Raw genomic sequence first — 19,504 nt, 5'->3', positions numbered from 1 at the left:
CTGTCTAAACCCGATTGATTCCTCTCGCGAGAACGGATGGCATATGGCTTGCTTCAACGGTGGACTCACGATCTACAGAACGCAAGTTTATGAGGACAGCATGCTCGGAATTGGAAGTCAGTTGCCGTCATTCGACATCACGGGCGTCAAGCCAGGTTTTCAAGCGCAGGAAGAAGAAGGGCAGAGTGCATTTGAGACGCTGACTGAAATGAGCTTTCCGGGAAAATGGAAAATCATCTTCTTCTATCCCAAGGACTTCACCTTCGTCTGCCCGACGGAGATTGCTGAGTTTGCCCGCCTTGCCAACGAATTCGCTGACCGCGATGCGGTCGTGCTGGGTGGTTCGACTGACAACGAGTTCTGCAAGCTTGCTTGGCGGCGCTCACATCCCCACTTGCACAAACTACCAATCTGGCAGTTTGCCGACACAAAGGGAACGCTCGTGGACGGCCTTGGAGTGCGATCGCCCGATGGGGTTGCCTACCGGTACACCTTTATTGTGGACCCCCAGAACACGATTCAGCACGTCTATGCGACCAATCTTCGTGTCGGGCGAAGTCCCAAGGACACGCTCCGTGTTCTCGACGCGCTGCAAACGGACGAGCTCTGCGCCTGCAACCGCGATATTGGCGGCGAGACCTTGAAAGTTGCTTGACGCAGCATGTCATCGCTCGAGCAGATCTACGCCATGATTCCCGATTTTGCCGAGGATGTCGGGCTTAAGTTGACCTTCTTGGTGGCCGATGAGACGCATTCGCCACAACCAAAGTACGGGCTGCTGCTGGCGAGCACGACAGCCACCCGTAATACCGCTCCGGTTGCTGCGATGGAACCCGCTGATGACCTCTGAAGCGATTGCCGCGGCAAAAGCCGCAGCCCCAGTGGAGGCGATGAACAGCCTCTACTACCGCTTCGCTCACCTCGTTTCCACCCACGGAATAAAAGACGATGCCGCCACGACCACATATGGAAGTGACCGGCAATCCCGGCGTGACCAGGTCAGATTTCGAGCCGTGGTCGCTTGCCGTCTCCGTCATAAACGGTTGCGGTGCCGGCATTGATGCCCGTGGGAAGACATTGAGAGCCGCGGGTGTCGACTCCGAAGCGATACACACACCCGTGCGCCTTGCTGCGATCAGTCATGCAGTGGCAATTGCAATCGACACTCCTGAGGCCGTGCTCCCTCAGGCGAGAGGCTGATCTTTACGCCACAATCCGGTCAACGGAGCTTGATTGCCACTGAGTGGCCCCACATCGAGCCCGTTCCGGCTACTGAACCAGCGTCACTTTTGGCCACTTCGGCAGCCCAGCGTTCTCGGAGGAGCGTCCTCGTCGAATTCCCGCCGGCCTGCGAGGGACACCGAATGCGCCTCGGAAAGGACGCGTTCCTGTCGCCTAGCCTGGGTCGCTCGACGAGCGTCTACCATCACCCAAACTTGAACAACACGCCATATCCCCCGCGCGGATGGCTCCATTGGATGTCGCCGGTCGGCTCGGCGATCACACGACAGGTACCGCACTCGATGCAGCCGTCAACAGCTATCTCGACCTGGCCGTTATCGTTGAGCTCGTAACATCGCGCGGGGCAGACTTTCAGAAGTGCAAGTAGCTGCGGGGACGGCGTCGTGTGCGGACGGACCTTGACGTGGGGGTATCCGACGTCGACGAGATAACGATTATAATACAGCTTGTCTTCGACGCGCACTGGGGTATCGCAACTCATGTGTGGTCTTCCATTGTTGAACTTCTCCTGTTGCGGTTAGCGCCAGGCGCGGGCAAAGCGCCAAGCATCGCCGACCAGACCCGACCACGACCGCGCCTTGACAAAGGATTTCAGGCTCGCCCTCTCCTTCTCCACCTTTGGCGTACCGTCGACGCGCACAAAGTTCTGCATTGCCTTCGAGATGAGCTGCGGATAGGTAAGAAAGAAATTTTGGGAGTGGGTGTGCATTAGGGGCGGCATATCCTTGTACTTCTTCAAATCCTTGATGACGAAGGATTCATCTAGCATCTTCTTATAGATTGACAGATTTGTTGCGCTCATCGATGCGCCGCGCGATTTTAATAGACCTATCGCTTCGGCAGCGATACGACCGGAGGTCAATGCGAGATTGGAGCCCTCTCGGTGAATGGCATTGTTGAGTTGGGCTGCATCGCCCACCACGACCCAGCCTTCTCCATAGAGCTGCGGAATTGACTTGTAACCGCCTTCGGGAATGAGATGAGCCGCATATTCCTTCACTTCGGACCCTGCTATCAAAGGCGCCACCGACGGATGCCTCTTGAATTGTTCGAGTAGACCGTACGGCGTTTGGCCGGTGCGCTGGAAGTCGGCGACGAGACAACCGATGCCGAGCGAAATGCACTCTTTGTTGGCGTAGATGAAGCCCATTCCGGTCATGCCGCGGGAAATAGTACCGGCCGCCTCAATCACAACGCCTTCATCGCCCTGGAGATTAAAGCGCGCCTCGATGGTCTCGCGAGGTAAAAAGTGCATTTCCTTCACCGCCAGCGCCACGTTATCGGGGGTCGGGCGCGCACGCAGACCTGCACGCGTGCCGAGCAGGCCATTGACCCCTTCCGCCAAGACCACGACGTCGGCATGTATTTGGCCGTCTCGGCGATCTGTACGAACACCGATGATCCTTTTATTGTCGTCTTGCGCGAGCTCTGTGACGGTGGTTTCGCACAGCACGATCGCGCCAGCCTCCCGCACTTTTGAAGACAACCATTTGTCGAACTGGGCGCGTATAATCGTGTAGCGGTTCGGCCGCTCCTCGTTGAAGTCTTCCGAACGGTAGTGCATGCCGACATGGGAGCGATCGTCCATCATCCAGAACCGCTGTTCAATCAGGTGACGTTCGAGCGGCGCCTCTTCGCGAAATCCTGGGACCAGCTCTTCCATCATATCGGCATAGAGTATTGCGCCCTGCACATTCTTCGAGCCGGGATATTCGCCCCGCTCGAGCTGCAGCACCTTCATGCCCCGTTTGGCCATTGTCAATGCGGCTGCGTTGCCGGCCATACCGGCTCCGACCACGATTGCATCGAATCTCTCTTCGATCATCATTATCTCCTCTAAACCGCGATCCGGGCGCGCGACTCCGGCAAAAGCCGCGCGCGAAATGCGGCAGTCAGCGCGGGTAGCAATTGTATGGCATCACTGACGATCGCGAGATGAGCAAAGTCGAAGATCGGAGCGTTCCTGTCAGTGTTGACAGCAACGATCAGATCCGCGCCCTCGACGCCAACCCGGTGCTGGATCGCTCCCGAGATGCCAGCAGCAATATAGAGCTTCGGGCGGATGGTTTTGCCTGTCTGGCCAATTTGCCGGTCAGACGTAAGCCACCCCTTTTGCACGAGAGGACGCGAGCAGCCATATTCAGCGCCAAGCAGAGCTGCGAGCTCGCGAACGAATCGAAAGTTCTCGGGCGATCCAAGTCCTAAGCCACCCGCAACCACAACATCGGCATAGGCCAGATTGGACGATTCCGCATCGCGGTCGGGTAGGAACGACAGTACTTTTGTGACGATATCTTCTTCCATAAGGCCGAGCGGATGAACGATGATATGAGCGGCATCGCGTGCAACGCGCTCAGGCATCGGCATGACTCGCGGGCGGACGGTGGCCATCTGCGGACGATAATTCAAGGTATAGATCGTGCAGAGCAGCGAGCCGCCGAAGGTCGGACGCGTCGCCGCAAGCGAATCATCTGCATCGACGTCCAGCGCGGTGCAGTCGGCAGTCAGCCCCGTCGACAAGTTCGTCGCAACAGAACCTGCGAGATCGCGACCGAGCGTCGTCGCACCCAATAGCAGGATCTCAGGCTTGTAGGCGTTGACGAGTTCGGTTAGCGCCTTTGTATAGGATTCGTTGCGATAGTCCGACAAAACATTGTCGCTTACGAGATAGGCCAGATCAGCGCCATAGCAGAAGGCTTCAAGCGCGGCATTACGTGTGTGCTGCCCCTCCGGACCGAGTACGACAGCAGCAAGATCCACCTTTAACCTGTCGGCGAGGGTGCGCCCCGCACCCATGAGCTCCCAGGAAACCGGATGCACTTGGCCACGCTCCAGCTCGACGAAGACCCAGACGTGTTTGTACGACTTGAAGTGCTCCGGCAGTTCCTTTTTAGCTGCTGCGCGGCCGGCCCCCGCTGGCATGGCCGTTCTGCTGACGTTGCTCATGTCTAAATTCCTCTCAACAATGCGCGCCCCCGCGCCACGGTTGCTTTCTCGCTTTCGTAACCTGAAGAGCACTTTTGGCCGACAAGTGGCTGGCTTTACACCATTCCTGCGTGCGCGGACCGGGTCACACAACAACATGTCGTCGCGACAGACGCACCCGTTCAGGCGGATTGGAGGGTTATTGCAAACTGAGCCCTTGCACGCCGGTTTGACGAGCACGACCGCGGCTGGCTAGGGCGGCGCAATGATCTTGACCAATCGCTTTCGGATCGGAAGGTGCGAGACCGTTTGCTGCGCAGTAACTGCGCCTCTGTTCGGTCCGACGGCTCCACATTGGCGGCGGCAACAACATCGATCCTGGCAACGCGTCTGCCACGCAAGACATGCTGTGCCTTCAGCAGCAATCCGCACGGGTCGATGCTCCCGTTCTTTGTGGCGTGATTTCTATCCGCCATGAGATGGAGACAACTCTGATCGGGATCGAAGGCCGATTTGATGCGAATGCCACTGTGCATACCCGTTGCAGGAGTAGCACGAAGGGGACACTTGTTCATTGGTCACCATTTCACCGCCGCTGCAAGACTGCGGCCGCGCCCAAGTCCACTGCGAACGTACCTGACGGGATCATGAGCCTCGATATGATGGCGCTGGGCGGCACGGCAGGCACTTAAAAGCAGCATCAGAGGTCCTCCTTCGAACTCATCGAGGACGCTAGCGTCTGTCGCATCGATGATCCGATCAGCACTCCAAAAAGCAAGTGTCGTACCAGTCGCAAAGACGATAGAACGTCAGCAGAAAGTAATGGCCTGCGCGGCAATTCATACAGCTCCTGATATCGTTGGCACGAACAATCCAGACAAGCGTCAGGAATAGAACAGCCACCGCTCGGCTCATGGCCGCATGGACTTGCGCCGATGAAGAGAACGCCAACGCCAACGGAGTGCCTCGGCGTCCGTCGCGCACAGTTCGCTTACAGTGGAGTACTCGTCACTTCAACTCGCTCAAAGGAACAAAGGCCCCAACCTTCTTAGGATCTGCGACGGCATCCTTTAACACTTTGAATACCCGCTGCTCGATCGGTGAAGAACTTACGAAATCGGCATAGGCTTGCTCCAGCATTGCCTTGCACCGCGCTCTTATTTCCGCCTCCGGTGCATCAGCAAATTGCTCTTGCACGAAGTAATGTCCCATTCGCCTTAAGATGTGAAGGCGCGCGACATTCACGATCTTAGGATCGTATGCGACACCTAGCAGCGAAAAAAACTCCTCTGCCGCACAAGCCTTGCCGAGCCGATCCAGGATACCGGCTGCCGGGGACGAGTTGATCATCAAGCATTCTCCTTCGGATTACCTCTGGGCCGCGCTCAAGCAAACAACATCAAGCGATTGATAGGTGTGCTGGTCTTTCGAATGGCGTGACCGCCGGATTCGTGCTCAATACGCACTCACCGATCATCGCAGTGCTCATGACCGTCGCACATGCGGTGCGGCTGGCTAGCGCTTGGGCGCGCTCTTGAACTTCGGGAGCATGACCCAGGCCTCCAGGAACTCTGCTTGAATGTCACCGCGAGTTCATTAAGCCTAGTGTCCCCGGCCGCCTCGCCGAGGCAATTGTTCATGCGCGGTTCGCGCCAGCCTTCATGGCGGGTATCGTGTTCCGGTTGCCAGTCCACATTCTGCCGCCTTGGACGCATTGCCACGCGCTAGCAGCCAAACGTCATAACTAGCCTCCTCCCCGCGCTGCCTACAGATCCGGCGTGGCCTTATCGGATGACGATGCAATCTCCGACCATTTCGGCTGTTCAGATGACGGGTCACCGTCAACAACCGGCCGAGCAGCCTCTTGCAATAACAAATCGCACCGCCGCTCGGCCATCCGGCTCTCGCCGCTTTCTTCACCGAAGCAGACGTTGAATTCGCTGCATTGGTCGCACACGGGTGTCGTGCACATCACAACGCCCTCGTTCTCGCAAAGCATGCGGTAAAAAAAACGCTTCCACCGCATATTGTTGACGTTGCGCGCGGCGAGCGGCCCGAAATGACGGCTCAGCACGAGAGCGAGTTCGCCACGATTACGCAAGCCGAGAGCTTCCCACAAATGGTCCGGCTCCATGGCGCGACGTGCGATCATTGCAGCCAGCCATCGTCCGATATCCCCTTGCGTCGAGCGCTCCTTGAGCAAAAGATCGCGAAGCATGGCGATCTCCTCGTGATCTTCGCCGTTGGAGCGCCAGGCCTGCTCCCCACCATTGATCGTGGTTGAGGGGAAGTACTGTTCCAGCAGGGCCGCCAGTTCAACGCCGGACAGGCCAACCTTCTCAAGAAGGGAGCCACCATCCATCGTGGCAGCCGCCAGGATGGACGCCAGGACATGGCGATCGAGGTTAGCGTCTGTAGTGATATTAGCATCCGCAGGAGCCTCACCGGTGAGCAAACGGTAGGCGGCAACTCCCTCGTGCAACTGGCTGTTGGAAGCAGCAGCGCCTATAGCCATGAACGAAGGGACGTGCGGTTCGGACATAATCTTGTGAGTTTTGACAATCGCGAGGTCTGCAACGGCGCGCACTAATTTTGGCGACGGTCGATCGTCAGTATGCCGGTCTCCCGGGAGGGACGGTGAGGAGACCGGCATCTGTCGCGCGCCCTTACAAGGCCGCGACTCGCGACCTTTACGAGGCTGCGAGCTCGGCGGCGGTCTTCCCGATGATCGATTCATCCACCGGCTTCATAATGCCGTGCTCCATCAGCATATCCTCGAGCTCATCCATGGAGATCGGGGTCGGGATGATACCTTTGCCGCCATTGTTATGAACCTTATGAGCGAGCTTCCGATAGTGATCGGCCTGCTTGGAATCGGGTGCATATTCAAGCACCGTCATACGGCGTAGCTCTGCATGCTGCACCACGTTGTCACGCGGCACGAAGTAGATCAACTGAGTGCCCAGCTTTTTGGCCAGCGCTTCCGCCAATTCCAGTTCCTTGTCGGTCTGCCGCTCGTTGCAGATCAGTCCCCCCAGCCGCACCCCACCAGAGTTGGCGTACTTTAGGATGCCCTTGGAGATGTTGTTTGCGGCATACATCGCCATCATTTCACCGGACATCACAATGTAGATTTCCTGTGCCTTATTCTCGCGGATCGGCATGGCAAAGCCACCGCAAACGACGTCGCCAAGCACGTCGTATGAGACATAGTCAATGTTCTCGTAGGCGCCGTTCTCTTCCAGAAAATTAATCGAGGTGATGACACCGCGACCCGCACAGCCGACACCTGGCTCAGGACCGCCGGACTCCACGCAACGAATGTCCCGGTAGCCGACCTTCATTACGTCTTCGAGTTCTAGGTCCTCCACGCTGCCGGCGCTGGCCGCAAGGCTCAAAATCGTATCTTGCGCCTTGGCGTGCAGAATCAGCCGGGTCGAGTCCGCCTTCGGATCGCACCCCACAATCAGAATTTTCTGCCCCATCTCGGCCAGCGCCGCCAGCGTGTTCTGCGAAGTGGTGGACTTCCCGATGCCACCTTTCCCGTAGAACGCGATTTGTCTTAGTGAAGACATGTTGTTCTCCATCAACCGATTTGCCAAAAGTTGCGCGCTTCTTGTGTGAGCTTGATTCTCACACAAAAGCGAGGGCACACGGGTTCAAGGGAAGGAGCGCATCGCTCGCTTTGCGCGTCGGCGTGCACTCAGCCCTCACTCAGTGTTGCTGCCCCTTGGTAGCAACGCCTGTGCCAACACTCGACTGCGTACCTTACGTTTATGATTGCACTGCAAAATGCAGCCAGCCGTTGCGTGTTCATTGAGTGTTTAGGATCTAACAGGGTGTCTGCGTCGCTATTGTCAGACAACGAACAAAAAAACCACAACGATCAACGCGCAAGAACAGGTGTGGGCCGGACCATCTCGACGCCTGCAGCTATGGAACGGAACTTGCTGCTCCTCTCGCAACGCCAGCAATTCGAGAAGAGTGAATACGCCGGAGGCGCTCCAATCATCCCAACCAGCAGGGATTGTCGCAAATGCATTGTGACACTCGGCGCGCCGATTTCGGAGCTGGCCGGCAGACAGTTCGAAGGGGCTCTCGGACGCGGCTGCAACAGCTACCTTGCGCGGTTTCTCGCGCGACTCTTGGAATGGAGAATTCGATGAAAGCAAGAACAGTTCTAGCGACGGTATCGACCCTCGCGTTAGCGACCTCGTTGGCCAGCAACTCAGTCCGCGGTGCGGATTTGGGATCGGATCCGGTCTACTATAAAGCCTCCCCAATTGAACCCTTCAACCCGTGGATGATCCGCCTGCGCGTGCTCGGCGTTTTGCCGGATGCCGGAGGCAGTTCGGTCAACGTCCCCGGGGCGCCATCACTGTCCTCACCAAGTGCTGGGCTTTCGATCAGCGATCAAGCCATACCAGAGCTCGATATTACCTATTTCTTCACAAAGAACTTAGCTACTGAACTAATTCTCGGGGTGACGAGCCATCACATCAGCGGCAATGGCGCGCTAACCGGTCTTGATATCGGCAAAGCCTGGCTGTTGCCGCCAACACTGACCCTGCAATATCACTTTACCGATTTTGGGCCGCTTAAACCGTATATCGGCGGGGGCATCAACTACACTGTATTCTTCAACCAATCCGCAGCCAATACGTCGCTCGCTAGTCTTGCCGTCACGGATCTTCACATCAGGAACCAATTCGGCGCGGCGATCCAATTCGGCTTTGATTACATGCTTGATCGTCACTGGGGCCTGAACTTTGACGTGAAAAAGCTGTGGCTGCGGCCGGAGTACTTCGCAACCGTGAACAATGCGGTTGCCGTTAGCGGACACGCCAATATCGATCCATGGCTCGTCAGCGGCGGCGTCGCTTACAAGTTCTGACGCCAGAATGGGCCAGAACGAGGACTTCGTTTCATCAACTCGGAACGCAGCAAGCTCATCGAGTGCGTCTCCTAGTCCTTGCCGCAGCATGGCTGGAGACCGGGTGACCCGTCAACGCGTCAGCTCGCACGCGAACGGGAGAGAGAGAGAGAGAGAGAGAGAGAGAGAACCGTTCGTAGCATCGTTCGCGCTTCGCGTTAAGGGATCGCGCCGCGCGTGGGTGACAGACAACAGATAGATCGACGCCGCGTATGAGATGTTTGCCTTGTCGCACGTTGTAAGCGATTTTCTTGTTCTCCAAATAAAAATGCGGTACGCGGCACGAAAGTTTCGGCGTACTAGGATGTGGCCTGTCATGAGGTTGTCCATCTGGTCTGAACCGAGGAAGCTGAGGCTGCGAAGCTTCAGTGTTCCAAGGAGAGACCAGATGAACGTCCTATAAGAATGCGCCTTTGACGCCCAAAGGTCGAGAGGCGATGATGCGAAGCGTGGTCGAGGGTGGGTTGAGCCAGGCCGGCGCGGCTGACCTTTTCAACAGGCTGCCGAAGACCGTCGCCAAATGGGCCAAGCGCTTCCGCGCAGGAGGTGTGGCTGGCTTGCCCGACCGCTCGTCGCGACCTCACTCATCGCCAAGCCAAACCCGTCAGCCACGTGCACCGCCATCGAGGCCTTGCGCCGGCAGCGCCAAACCGGCAAGCAGATCGGAGCCGAGGTCGAGGTCTCGCCGGCTACCGTCAAGCGCGTTCTACGCCGCCTGGGGTTTAAACCGGATACGCGATTTGGAGGCACTCGAGCCGGAGCGCCGCTATGAGCGCGAGAACCCCAGCAAATCATTTACAACGACATCGAAAAAGCTCGGTCGTTTCCAGCGGGTCGGCCACGGCATCACCTGTGATCCGAGTGCTCCGAACAAGAGCCGCGGCGCTGGCTGGGGTTTCGTCCACGTCTGCATTGACGACCATTCCCGCCTCGCGTTCTCCGAGATCAAGCCGGACGAGACGGCCGATAGTGCCGTTCCCTTTCTCAAAGCGGCCGTGGCCTACTACAAAAGCATCGGCGTCACTGTCACCCGCGTCATGGCCGACAATGGCAGTTGCGACCAGTCGTTCGCCTTCCGCGATGCTTGCCGGGACACGTGGTCTGCACAACAGAATAATGTTCTGCCAAACAGAACTGGGGTTGAGCGTGTTAGGGAGATCGCCATGAGTTTGCCGCTTGAGGGCGTATGCGTCCTCGATCTGTCCAACGTGCTCGCCGGACCCTTCTGTGGCTACAACTTGGCGCGGCTCGGCGCGGAAGTGATCAAGATCGAAAATCCGAAGGGCGGCGATCTGGCTCGGCATCTCGGGGCCGATCCCACGATGGCACAGCGCCTGTTCGGCCTGTCCTTCGTTGCGGTGAATGCCTGTAAACAATCGATCGCGATCGACTTGAAATCGCCGGAGGGCCGGGATGTATTTCTTCGACTTGTCGACCAGGCCGACGTGCTGCTCGAGAACTTCCGACCCAAAGTCTTGGAGCGGCTCGGGCTCGGCTATGCGGTCCTCGCGAAGCGCAATCCCGGGCTGATTTACTGCGCCATATCCGGCTTCGGTCAGGAAGGGCCTTGGGCAAACCGGCCGGCCTACGATCAGATCGTGCAAGGTCTCTCGGGCGCGATGAGCGTAACCGGCGACCACCGATCGGCGCCGTTGCGCACCGGCTTTCCGATCTCCGATACCATGGCCGGTATCACGGCAGCCTTCGCAATCTCGGCGGCACTGGTCGCGCAGCGTTTGACGGGCCGCGGCCGGTTCATCGATGTGTCGCTCCTGGAATCGACTCTGGCGGCAATGGGCTGGGTGGTCTCTAACCACCTCAACGCCGGCATCCTCCCCGAGCCAATGGGCAACGAGAATTTCACGGCGGCGCCATCAGGCACGTTCAAGACGAAGACCGGTCCGCTCAACATTTCGGCCAACGAACAGAAACAATTCGAGAAGCTCTGCGAACTGATTGGACGACCCGATCTGCTGAGTGAGGAACGGTTCGGTGAGCGCCACACGCGCAAGCTGCATCGCGCAGCCCTGAGCGACGAGATCAACAAGTCGCTCAAGTCGAAATCCGCCGAGGAATGGGAGGAGGTATTCAACGCCGCCGGCGTTCCGGCAGGGTGCGTGCTCTCGGTCCAGGACGCACTGCAGCAGCCACAGCTGGTCGAACGCCGGTTCGTCGAGAGGCTGCCTCTCGAACCGGCCGAAAGGCAACAGCTACGGGTGACGCGCCCAGGCTTCCTTCTAGACGAAGGCTTTCCCGAACCGTCCGTTCCCCCGTTACTCGGCGCCGACACGGCGACATGGCTCGAACGGCTCGGCTACACGCGCGCACAGATCGACCAAATGGCTGACCGCGGCGTGGTCCGCGTCCCTTGATAAGGAATCCTGGTCATGTCAGAATCCAATCCCGCCGATCTCCTGACCGAGGCAACCAAGTGGTGGTCGACCGACATTATCGACATTAAGCCGGGCGTCATCCGCTTTCGTGGCTTTCCGATCGAGCAGATGATTGGCTCGATCAGCTTTCCACAGATGATATGGCTTCTGTTGCGTGGCGACCTCCCGTCCGCCGATCATGCCGCTCTGCTTGAAGCAGCTCTTGTGGCTGCGGCCGATCACGGACCGCAGGCGCCTTCGATCGCGGTTAGCAGGATGTCCATCACCTGCGGCTTGCCGCTCAATTCAGCAATGGCGTCCGCCATCAATTTGCTCGACGACGTTCATGGAGGCGCCGGTCAACAATGCATGGAGCTGTACGCCGACATCGCTCGACGGATGAGTGAAGGTATGCCGCTTGTAGCGGCGACGCAGGCCGGTATCGCCGCCTTCGTCGAGACACACGGGAAAATCTTGCCCGGTTTCGGCCATCGCTTTCACCCGATCGACCCTCGCTCGCCGAGGCTGCTGTCGCTGGTCGATGCCGCTCATGAGCGCGGCGTGATTTCCGGCAAGTTTGCCGACATCGGCCGTGCGGTAGAAGCACATCTGGAAAAGGGCAAGGGCCGCAAGGTCCCGATGAACATCGACGGGTCCACCGCCCTCATCTACTCCGAACTCGGTTTCGCGCCGCCACTCGGTCGAGGACTTTTCATCCTATCGCGCTCGGTCGGTATTCTCGCGCATGCCTGGGAGCAGAAGCAGCAGGGCGGTCGTATCAAGGGGCCGATGCCTCCAGGCGTCCCCTATTCCTACACTGGTAAGCCACCACGCGACTTCAGCCCGGCCTAACGATCGTGAACCAAGCGCCAAAAGAAGCGTGGTCACCAAAGACCCTAGGGAGCACTAAATGTCGTCCATTGATATCGCGCCGCATTCTTGCGCGGCTCGCCCCCGGGCACGACAGTGTCTTCGTAAAGCTCGGCGGCCTCGGCATGCGCATCAACGGCTTTGGTTCGAAAAGGAAGCAGATCCGCCGGCATCCAGACAACTGGCGAGTGCATGGCGTCCTTTCGAGACGTGTATCGAAGCTTTGGGCGCCGAGCCCTGCATGTTCGAAAGCAATTTCCCGCTCGACAAGGGCTCCTTCGCCTACGGCCCCTGCTGGAAGCGTTCGAGCGCCTCGCGTCGGGTGCGTCTCCCTCCGAAAGGGCTGCACTCTTCCGCGACAAGGCGACCAGCTTTTATCAACTTAGAGCCGCCGGGGAGGCGCAATGAGCGCTTTGACGTTGACGGATCATGCCTCGTTTGACGCGATACGGCGCGGGATGGGTATTCCGCTCGCGGTAGGCATAGGCCTCGCCGTCTGGACGGCTGGCGCGCCCGAGGGGCTCTCGCCGAGTGGTCATCGCGCGCTCGTTCTGTTCTCGGCGGTGTTCATTCTCTATCTCACGGAAGCCATCCCGCTCGCGATCACCAGCCTGGTCATCGCGCCAGCAGCGGTTCTTCTGGGCATTGCGAGCCCGGCGAGTTCCTTGAGTGGATTCTCCTCGCCCTCCGTCTATCTCATCCTCGGCGCATTTATTTTCGCCGCAGCGATGGTCAAGACGCGGCTGGCCGAGCGGATGACATACGGGATTCTCAAGATCGCCGGCGGGACGACGACCCGTATCACTCTCGGAATAACGATCGCCAATATCGTGCTTGCCTTCCTGATCCCGTCCTCAACCGCACGAACTGCCGTGCTGCTCCCGGTGTGCCTTGGCATCGCCTCTGTCATCGGAGGCGAAGGCCGCACCCGATTCGTCGTGAATCTGCTCCTGACGCTTGCCTTCACCAATGCGGCGATCAGCGCCGGCATCCTGACCGCGACGGCACCGAATCCGGCGACCGCGGATTTTCTTGCCAAGGCGGAACGGCCGGTGAGCTACGTCGACTGGTTGACCTTCGGCTTTCCGCCGGCACTGATCATGACCTTCCTGACGTGGTTCGTCATTCAAGTGGTCGTCGGGACCGAAGAGCGACATGACGCGCCTCTGGCCGGCGATGCCATCGCGAAGCCGCTTTCCGAGATGGGCCGCACCACCGCCGCGGAATGGCGAACCCTTGTAATCTTCATTATAGTCGTGGTCGGGTGGGTGACCCAGGGATGGTCGAAGCTCGACACGACCGTCATCTGCCTGGCCGGTACCAGTTTGCTGTTCCTGCCGAAACTCGGCGTGATCGACTGGGCCGATGCCAACGGCGAGATATCTTGGCAAGTCATCCTCATATGCGGAGGCGGCATCACGCTCGGCGATCTGCTGATCAAGACCGGTGCTGCGAACTGGCTTGCAGGGGAGATCTTTCATGGACTCGGTCTGGGCGCGGCAGGTCGGCTCACTATGCTGCTTGTTGTCATGATCGTCCTGCAGCTGCTGCATGTGCTCTTCATCGGGACAACTGCGATGGCGACAGGCATCATTCCGATCGTGTTGGCTCTCGCGGAGACCGCTCAGGTGGATCCGCGTGTACTCGTCCTGCCGGCTGGCATGATCATCGGCGGTTACCCCGTACTGATGTTCTACAACACGCTGCCGAATATCATGGTCTACGGCACGGGCCGCTTGACGGTCCTCGACTTCCCAAAGGTAGGTGTCCCGATCAGCCTACTCGCCTGCATCGTCTATGCGATTTGCGCATCGACGTACTGGCGGTGGCTCGGCATGATCTGAGCGACTTCGATACGAACGCGCCGCCAGAACGTCGCCTATGGGCCATCGCGACATATCGCGCTGCCGCACGAACTTGGTCGCTATTGGAGCGAAGCGGACGTAGGCACCAGTCACATGACGCCGAAGCGCGAAGTGCCAGGCTAACTCAGACCAGCCGAGCTCTCAGCGGCAGACTCATGGTCGACAAGCCACCCATGCTTGCCAGCACCGGCAAGCGGCCGCCAAGCCACCCCCTTAGCTTCGCTTGAGCACCATCACAAGTCGATCGACACGTTTGCCCTGCTTGAGGTGCGAGCTGACGATCTCGTCGACGTCCTCAGGCGTGCTCGCGCGATACCAGACTCCGTCAGGATAGACAACCAGCAAGGGACCAGAGTTACAAAAGCCGAGGCACCCCGCCGTCGCGAAGCCAATATCGTTTAGTCCTTGCGCTTCGATCGCTTTGCTCATTCGATCCCACAAAGCTTGCGCCCCCGAGGCACCACAACTGCCGTCGGGGATGGCTTGCCGGACGTTGCGTGTTGCACGCAAAGACATGATGCCTGTAGATCTGAGGGAGAACGAATTTATTTTCTGAGCTCACGCGAATATCCTCTCATTACTCAACTTCAGCTGAAGCGTGGCATGTGAGCACATAGCGCCCCACAATGCCTAACGATGAACCCTCGTTGGCCGGTATATGTTACGATTCCCATTCTCGCTTGCGAAAGCCGCTGAGAGCCATCGGCGGCTATAGTCGTTATCTTCGCGGAAAATGAGCGAGCGATATATTCCCGTGGGAAGTCCTGATTTCGACCAACCCGTTCGTCCATCATTGCAATCACCCGCATCACCCACTCATGATCAAAACGCTCCAACGGAAGCTGAACACCAGATGCGTCCCGGACGTCCTTCACAATTAGCGCCGTCATTGCCAGCGCTCATCGCCCCGTTGAGCGATGGAGACGTGCTAAAAGCCCTTCCTCTCACTTAGACTGATGGCATCGGCCCAACAGACGCGGCTCATCAAGTCGCCGGTTCTCGGTTTTCTCATCCAATTCTCACTGTTTGCTGCTTTAACTCATCGACGGCAGTCCGGCTCAACCGAAACACCCCGCGGCCACGAGACAGCGGCCGATAAGCCGAGGCGGCACGGGTGTTTAGGACATCAAACCATTGGTTCGGAGTGAGCTTTGCTGGCCGCTCGCTGATCTGTATCACTCTCCCGTTTGGGGCGAAGCGGACGTGGATTATGATTTCTTGTGAGTCCATATCGGTCCCTGCTTTTGGTCACTTACGATCACGATCCGGACACCGACAATCTCGCTTTTCATGTGTTTGATTGCGGAGATGTTGGCACGCACTTCAAACTTGGCGGCGCTGGTACACATTACTCGTGAGCTTGCCACCTCCCGCTGATAAACCCTACAATGTCCACAATGAACTCCTCGTGCTTCCGTATCTTAGGGACGAGACTCTTGCTCGATCGCGAGGTCTGTCGATGCATCCCGGTCTAAACGATAAACTCGAGCCACTTGTTCATGGGACTGACATGAAATGGGCGTGCCATGACGCGATCGCACATCCCATCCAATCCAGGAATTGGCCGCGTGACAGCCGGAGTTGAAGGTGATTTTGGGCATCGGAAGCTGCAGATGCGCTCGGAACGCTGCTCGGCCATTCGACACCACTCAAGGCTTGGGGCCCGGTACTCACCTCGTATCTTTCCTTTTGGCCAATACGATCCCACTCGCGTTGGATCGCCCTGAGCGCAGTAGTTCGATCCATCGAGCAGATGAAGATCGAAGCGAGGACCCTGCCGAAACGGCATATCTGATAAGTCCGACGCATCACACCGCACAAAAGCAAGCTGCGGAAAGCGGCGCCGCAGCTCAGAAAGTTGCCCGACCTCGGTTCCACCAGCAGAAAGCAGTCGCTCGATTTCGATCAGCTCCTCCGTGCTGAGTGCCATTGTCGCTCTCTGTGCCTCGAGGACGGTTGTCCCTCACTGCCAGAACAGGCGCTCTGGATCCGCGCTCAATTCCTCGATAGCAGGAGTCAAGCGATCGTAAAGGCTGTAAATTTCCCAGATTCCGACCGCGTGATTCTTGCGAAACAGCTTCCAGATACCGCTCACGGCATCATAAAGAATCAGAGCTACATCGACGAGAGCGCCGTCCTTGTCGATGTTGCGCGAGCAACAAGGGCTCTCGATGAGATAGCCGCCCCTCACCGGCCTCACGCTTGGTGAGACATAGAGATAACGCTTGCGCTCGCACAAGCCGCGTTGGATGCGCTTGCGATCAAGCTCGTTGGGGTGAGGCACCGGTCCCGTCTTTACTTTCCTCATCAGCGCGCCATTCATCGCGAAGGCCTCCTTTCCTCTTCAATACAGCCAATGAGACGCCTCGACAGAATCAAACAATATAGATTGGCTCGTTAGCTTCGTTATCGAGAACAGCGATGATGGTCTTGCGTGTCGCTCCGACGGGGAGCGAAGCTCCATGGTGTTCCGTTTCTTCCCAATGAGCGGTGTTTGACAAGGTCGACTGCAGCTTCGACCCGCGGGCCCCGCTGATCTTTCGGAAGTTTCTGCTGAGTCATGACTCCTCCGGTAACGGCAAATCATCGACCTCCTCGCAGGCATCCACTGGCTCTAGTTCGTTGCGTTTCATGCCAACGCGGTGGCCACTTTCCAAAAACTCCACACCGTAGATGTAGAATTGCTGCAAAAATGTTCCGATCGAGACGACGTAACCGACCTCCCCTCTTTTTACTAAGACGTCGCCAACCTCCCTGCCGCGATAGGTGCCATCATTTCGGATGACGCGATTGGCTCGAAGCTTTTGGCCAAAGCTGAAGACCGGCGGGCCGCTTAGCTCGACGATGTCGCTGTCCCGAAGAATTCTGCTCATTCCCACTCCTCATGCCAACGCAATGGCGCACCGCCGATGAGGCTTCGCGCTTTAAGCCGGCGCTTGGTAGCGAGGCAAGGACCTGTCAACCACGCAGGTATTGTCGACCGGGCAGGCAGCGACACATTGCGGCTCATCAAAATGGCCAACGCACTCGGTGCATTTGATGGCTTCAATGACAAAGTTCCCGCCCTTCTCAGAGATAGCAACGTTCGGGCATAGAGGTTCGCAAGCTGAGCAGCCGGTGCACTGCGAGGCTACGATTTTGAATGGCACATATTCCTCCTTATGCCGTAGAGATGGATTCTATCTAACGCTACGCGTGCTCGCCGCGCTGCACGTGCTGGATCTCACCGCGCTTCACCTTGCCTAGATAGGCTTCGAACCAGGCGATCATCGATTTCTCAATGAACTCATGGGCGAATTGATCAACCGGCTCAATCCCCGCCTCGATCAGATTGTTTTTCGGGCAGCCGCCAATCTTAGCCACGAAGACCGCATGGCAGTCCCTGATGTCGCGCATGATGGCGGACAGCCTGTCTTCCTCGCCAAATCCGCCCTGACAGTACCCCTGCACAGGACGCGGTCCGATGAACTTGGCGCCGGATGTGGAAAGCTCATAGACCAGGAATTCCTTGGCATGTCCAAAGTGCTCGTTGATCAACCCAGAGCCTTTGGTTGCGACAGCCACTAGAAGGGTTATCGCGCTCATCTTTCCACATGTTTGGGTCAGCTCCTGTTGGCCGCCCGCGGCTTTGGCAACTCGCTCATCCTCTATTCTCTTTTGATACGCCTTGCGCTTCTCCAAATCATACCGGACGTCCATTTTCATCACCTGATCCGTAGTGAACTCTGCGCTGCGATCCTCGCCGAGTAGACCGACCGCATCAGCGCGGCACTGACGGCAATGCCGCATCACGCTTATCTGCCCTTCACAAGCATCTTGCAGCTCCTTCAGTTCTTGTGCCGCCGGCCCGCGCTGACCTTTGAGGCCAAACGCTGTGCCGTGCTCGGGCGCGGAAATCAGGGGCATGATATTGTGGAGGAAGGCACCGCGCGAGGTGACCGCCTTGTTGACCTCGACCAGGTGGTGATCGTTGATGTTGGGGATCATCACTGAGTTGATCTTGCACAAGATGCCCCGACTGGTAAGCATCTCGAGGCCTTGCAGCTGGCGATGACTGAGTATCCTTGCCGCCTCGACGCCGGTATATCGCTTGTGGTTGAAGAAGATCCAGGGATAAATCTTGGCTCCGATTTCCGGATCGATCATGTTGATGGTGATGGTGACGTGGTCGATTTTGGCCTTCGCGATGGTGTCAACATAGTCTGCCAGCGCGAGTCCGTTGGTTGACAGACAAAGCTTGATATCGGGAGCAGCCTTGGTGACTAGCTCGAACGTTTTGAACGTCTTTGCGGGATTGGCCAGGGCGTCGCCGGGACCAGCAATGCCAAGCACTGTCATATGCGGAATTGTCGTCGCGACTGCGATCACTTTTTTTACCGCCTGCTCAGGGGTGAGTTTCTCGCTCGCCACACCCGGGCGCGATTCATTGGCGCAGTCGTATTTTCGGTTGCAGTAATTGCACTGGATGTTGCAGGCAGGCGCGACCGCGACATGCATGCGAGCGTAGTAATGGTGCGCATCCTCGCTATAGCAAGGATGGTTTCTGACCTTTTCCCAGATTTCGGTCGGGAGCGCGCCTTGGCCGGTCGCCGAGCCGCAGCTCGCCTGTCCGGTCTTGGCAGAAGCGCTGCAGCCCTTGTGCTCGGTGACGGGTCGCATCATCTGGCTGCTGTTGAGTGCAGCTTTGATATATTTTCCGCGTCCGTCGACCGCGATCATTCCCACTTTCCCCACCATCATCGCCCTCCCAAGATCATCCTCGAGCGAGCCTCAGGAAGCGGGGTAGCAACTTGCATGCCATAGCAAGAATTAAGTAATTGCGGTCGCGGTGTAGCGCAGCTCGCATTCGCGCTTGCAGGAACAGCAATGATGAGCTTGTTGGCAAAGCGACAGATGGGTCTCTATTCTCACCCAGAGCTCCATGGCTTGTCCTTTCATTCTCGCGCTGCGCTCGCCCGACCCGGCTAAATCTAAAGGGGGTTCACGCATTGCCGTTCTCACAGCAAGCGGATCCGAACCGGCCGCTTCGGACTTATAAGGCCAATAGTCGCTACGACGCGGCCTACGCTGACGGGCAGCAATGAGTGCCAAAGATGGTAGTGCAATCTCTTCTGCCGGCTGGTCGAGCAGTCCTTGTATTATCAACGCCGTCGTGGAGGGCGTTTTGCTGATGTCGACAGAGCCATTCGCTTCCCAGAGACGGCGGGGTCTCGCCAACTTGCCGGCGCAAAGGCAGGCCGACGCCTCTGGCCGGTCTTCAGCACATCGCATCTGCATAGTTCCCTGAGCCCGAATGA

Annotated in this window: 16 protein-coding genes and 3 pseudogenes; 7 read left to right on the top strand and 12 right to left on the bottom strand. The window is 58.0% G+C overall.

Annotation, left to right across the window (positions count from 1 at the left end; all coding sequences use genetic code 11):
• Positions 1-100 precede the first annotated feature (100 nt).
• The gene (locus BM222_RS28865; RefSeq protein ID WP_092235838.1) at positions 101-655 is read left to right on the top strand and encodes a peroxiredoxin; all 555 of its coding nucleotides are present in this window, start codon (positions 101-103) and stop codon (positions 653-655) included.
• A gap of 6 nt (positions 656-661) precedes the next feature.
• Positions 662-1,200, top strand: a pseudogene (locus BM222_RS28860) (carboxymuconolactone decarboxylase family protein).
• A 226-nt stretch (positions 1,201-1,426) separates the two neighbouring features.
• Here BM222_RS28860 and BM222_RS28855 read toward each other — a convergent pair.
• The 6 genes from BM222_RS28855 to nifH form a co-directional block, all read right to left on the bottom strand.
• A complete protein-coding gene (locus BM222_RS28855; RefSeq protein WP_092235712.1) occupies positions 1,427-1,723 on the bottom strand; it encodes a ferredoxin family protein in 297 nt (98 codons plus the stop codon).
• A 36-nt stretch (positions 1,724-1,759) separates the two neighbouring features.
• A complete protein-coding gene (locus BM222_RS28850) occupies positions 1,760-3,067 on the bottom strand; it encodes an FAD-dependent oxidoreductase (protein WP_092235834.1) in 1,308 nt (435 codons plus the stop codon).
• An 11-nt stretch (positions 3,068-3,078) separates the two neighbouring features.
• Positions 3,079-4,188: an electron transfer flavoprotein subunit alpha/FixB family protein gene (locus BM222_RS28845; RefSeq protein ID WP_092235709.1), complete on the bottom strand. Its 1,110-nt coding sequence runs from the start codon at positions 4,186-4,188 to the stop codon at positions 3,079-3,081.
• A gap of 987 nt (positions 4,189-5,175) precedes the next feature.
• A complete protein-coding gene (nifW, locus tag BM222_RS28835; protein ID WP_092235703.1) occupies positions 5,176-5,517 on the bottom strand; it encodes a nitrogenase stabilizing/protective protein NifW in 342 nt (113 codons plus the stop codon).
• Positions 5,518-5,932: 415 nt separating this feature from the next.
• Positions 5,933-6,709, bottom strand: a complete 777-nt coding sequence (locus BM222_RS28830; protein WP_092235833.1) for a nitrogen fixation protein NifQ — start codon at positions 6,707-6,709, stop codon at positions 5,933-5,935.
• 148 nt (positions 6,710-6,857) lie between these two features.
• Positions 6,858-7,742 carry a nitrogenase iron protein gene (gene nifH, locus BM222_RS28825; RefSeq protein ID WP_092235830.1) on the bottom strand — a complete coding sequence of 295 codons (885 nt, stop codon included), beginning with the start codon at positions 7,740-7,742 and terminating at the stop codon, positions 6,858-6,860.
• 575 nt (positions 7,743-8,317) lie between these two features.
• Here nifH and BM222_RS28815 point away from each other — a divergent pair.
• From BM222_RS28815 to BM222_RS28795, 5 genes and pseudogenes are all read left to right on the top strand, one after another.
• Positions 8,318-9,061, top strand: coding sequence for an OmpW/AlkL family protein (locus BM222_RS28815; protein ID WP_177243533.1), 744 nt, complete (start codon positions 8,318-8,320; stop codon positions 9,059-9,061).
• 449 nt (positions 9,062-9,510) lie between these two features.
• Positions 9,511-9,684: pseudogene (locus tag BM222_RS43090) on the top strand (helix-turn-helix domain-containing protein); the annotation flags it as partial.
• A gap of 453 nt (positions 9,685-10,137) precedes the next feature.
• Positions 10,138-11,472 carry a CaiB/BaiF CoA transferase family protein gene (locus tag BM222_RS42875; protein WP_349509883.1) on the top strand — a complete coding sequence of 445 codons (1,335 nt, stop codon included), beginning with the start codon at positions 10,138-10,140 and terminating at the stop codon, positions 11,470-11,472.
• Between the two features lie 15 nt (positions 11,473-11,487).
• Positions 11,488-12,324 carry a citryl-CoA lyase gene (locus tag BM222_RS28805; protein ID WP_092235691.1) on the top strand — a complete coding sequence of 279 codons (837 nt, stop codon included), beginning with the start codon at positions 11,488-11,490 and terminating at the stop codon, positions 12,322-12,324.
• 422 nt (positions 12,325-12,746) lie between these two features.
• Positions 12,747-14,186, top strand: a complete 1,440-nt coding sequence (locus tag BM222_RS28795; RefSeq protein ID WP_092235688.1) for an SLC13 family permease — start codon at positions 12,747-12,749, stop codon at positions 14,184-14,186.
• Between the two features lie 234 nt (positions 14,187-14,420).
• Here BM222_RS28795 and BM222_RS28790 read toward each other — a convergent pair.
• The 6 genes and pseudogenes from BM222_RS28790 to nifB all read right to left on the bottom strand — a co-directional run bounded on the left by BM222_RS28790 (position 14,421) and on the right by nifB (position 18,866).
• Positions 14,421-14,769 (bottom strand): annotated as a pseudogene (locus BM222_RS28790) ((2Fe-2S) ferredoxin domain-containing protein).
• 909 nt (positions 14,770-15,678) lie between these two features.
• Positions 15,679-16,137, bottom strand: coding sequence for a hypothetical protein (locus BM222_RS43085; protein ID WP_349509880.1), 459 nt, complete (start codon positions 16,135-16,137; stop codon positions 15,679-15,681).
• 33 nt (positions 16,138-16,170) lie between these two features.
• Positions 16,171-16,530 carry a DUF3024 domain-containing protein gene (locus BM222_RS28775; protein WP_092235682.1) on the bottom strand — a complete coding sequence of 120 codons (360 nt, stop codon included), beginning with the start codon at positions 16,528-16,530 and terminating at the stop codon, positions 16,171-16,173.
• A 235-nt stretch (positions 16,531-16,765) separates the two neighbouring features.
• A complete protein-coding gene (locus BM222_RS28770; RefSeq protein WP_092235680.1) occupies positions 16,766-17,080 on the bottom strand; it encodes a nitrogen fixation protein NifZ in 315 nt (104 codons plus the stop codon).
• A gap of 51 nt (positions 17,081-17,131) precedes the next feature.
• The gene (locus tag BM222_RS28765) at positions 17,132-17,356 is read right to left on the bottom strand and encodes a 4Fe-4S binding protein (RefSeq protein ID WP_092235678.1); all 225 of its coding nucleotides are present in this window, start codon (positions 17,354-17,356) and stop codon (positions 17,132-17,134) included.
• Between the two features lie 40 nt (positions 17,357-17,396).
• Positions 17,397-18,866, bottom strand: coding sequence for a nitrogenase cofactor biosynthesis protein NifB (gene nifB, locus BM222_RS28760; protein ID WP_092235828.1), 1,470 nt, complete (start codon positions 18,864-18,866; stop codon positions 17,397-17,399).
• Between the last annotated feature and the right edge of the window lie 638 nt (positions 18,867-19,504).

Source organism: Bradyrhizobium sp. Gha, assembly GCF_900113735.1.
In the GTDB taxonomy this organism is placed as follows: domain Bacteria; phylum Pseudomonadota; class Alphaproteobacteria; order Rhizobiales; family Xanthobacteraceae; genus Bradyrhizobium.
The sequence above is the reverse complement of the archived record's forward strand: the minus strand, read 5'-3'. Positions and strand labels throughout refer to the sequence as shown.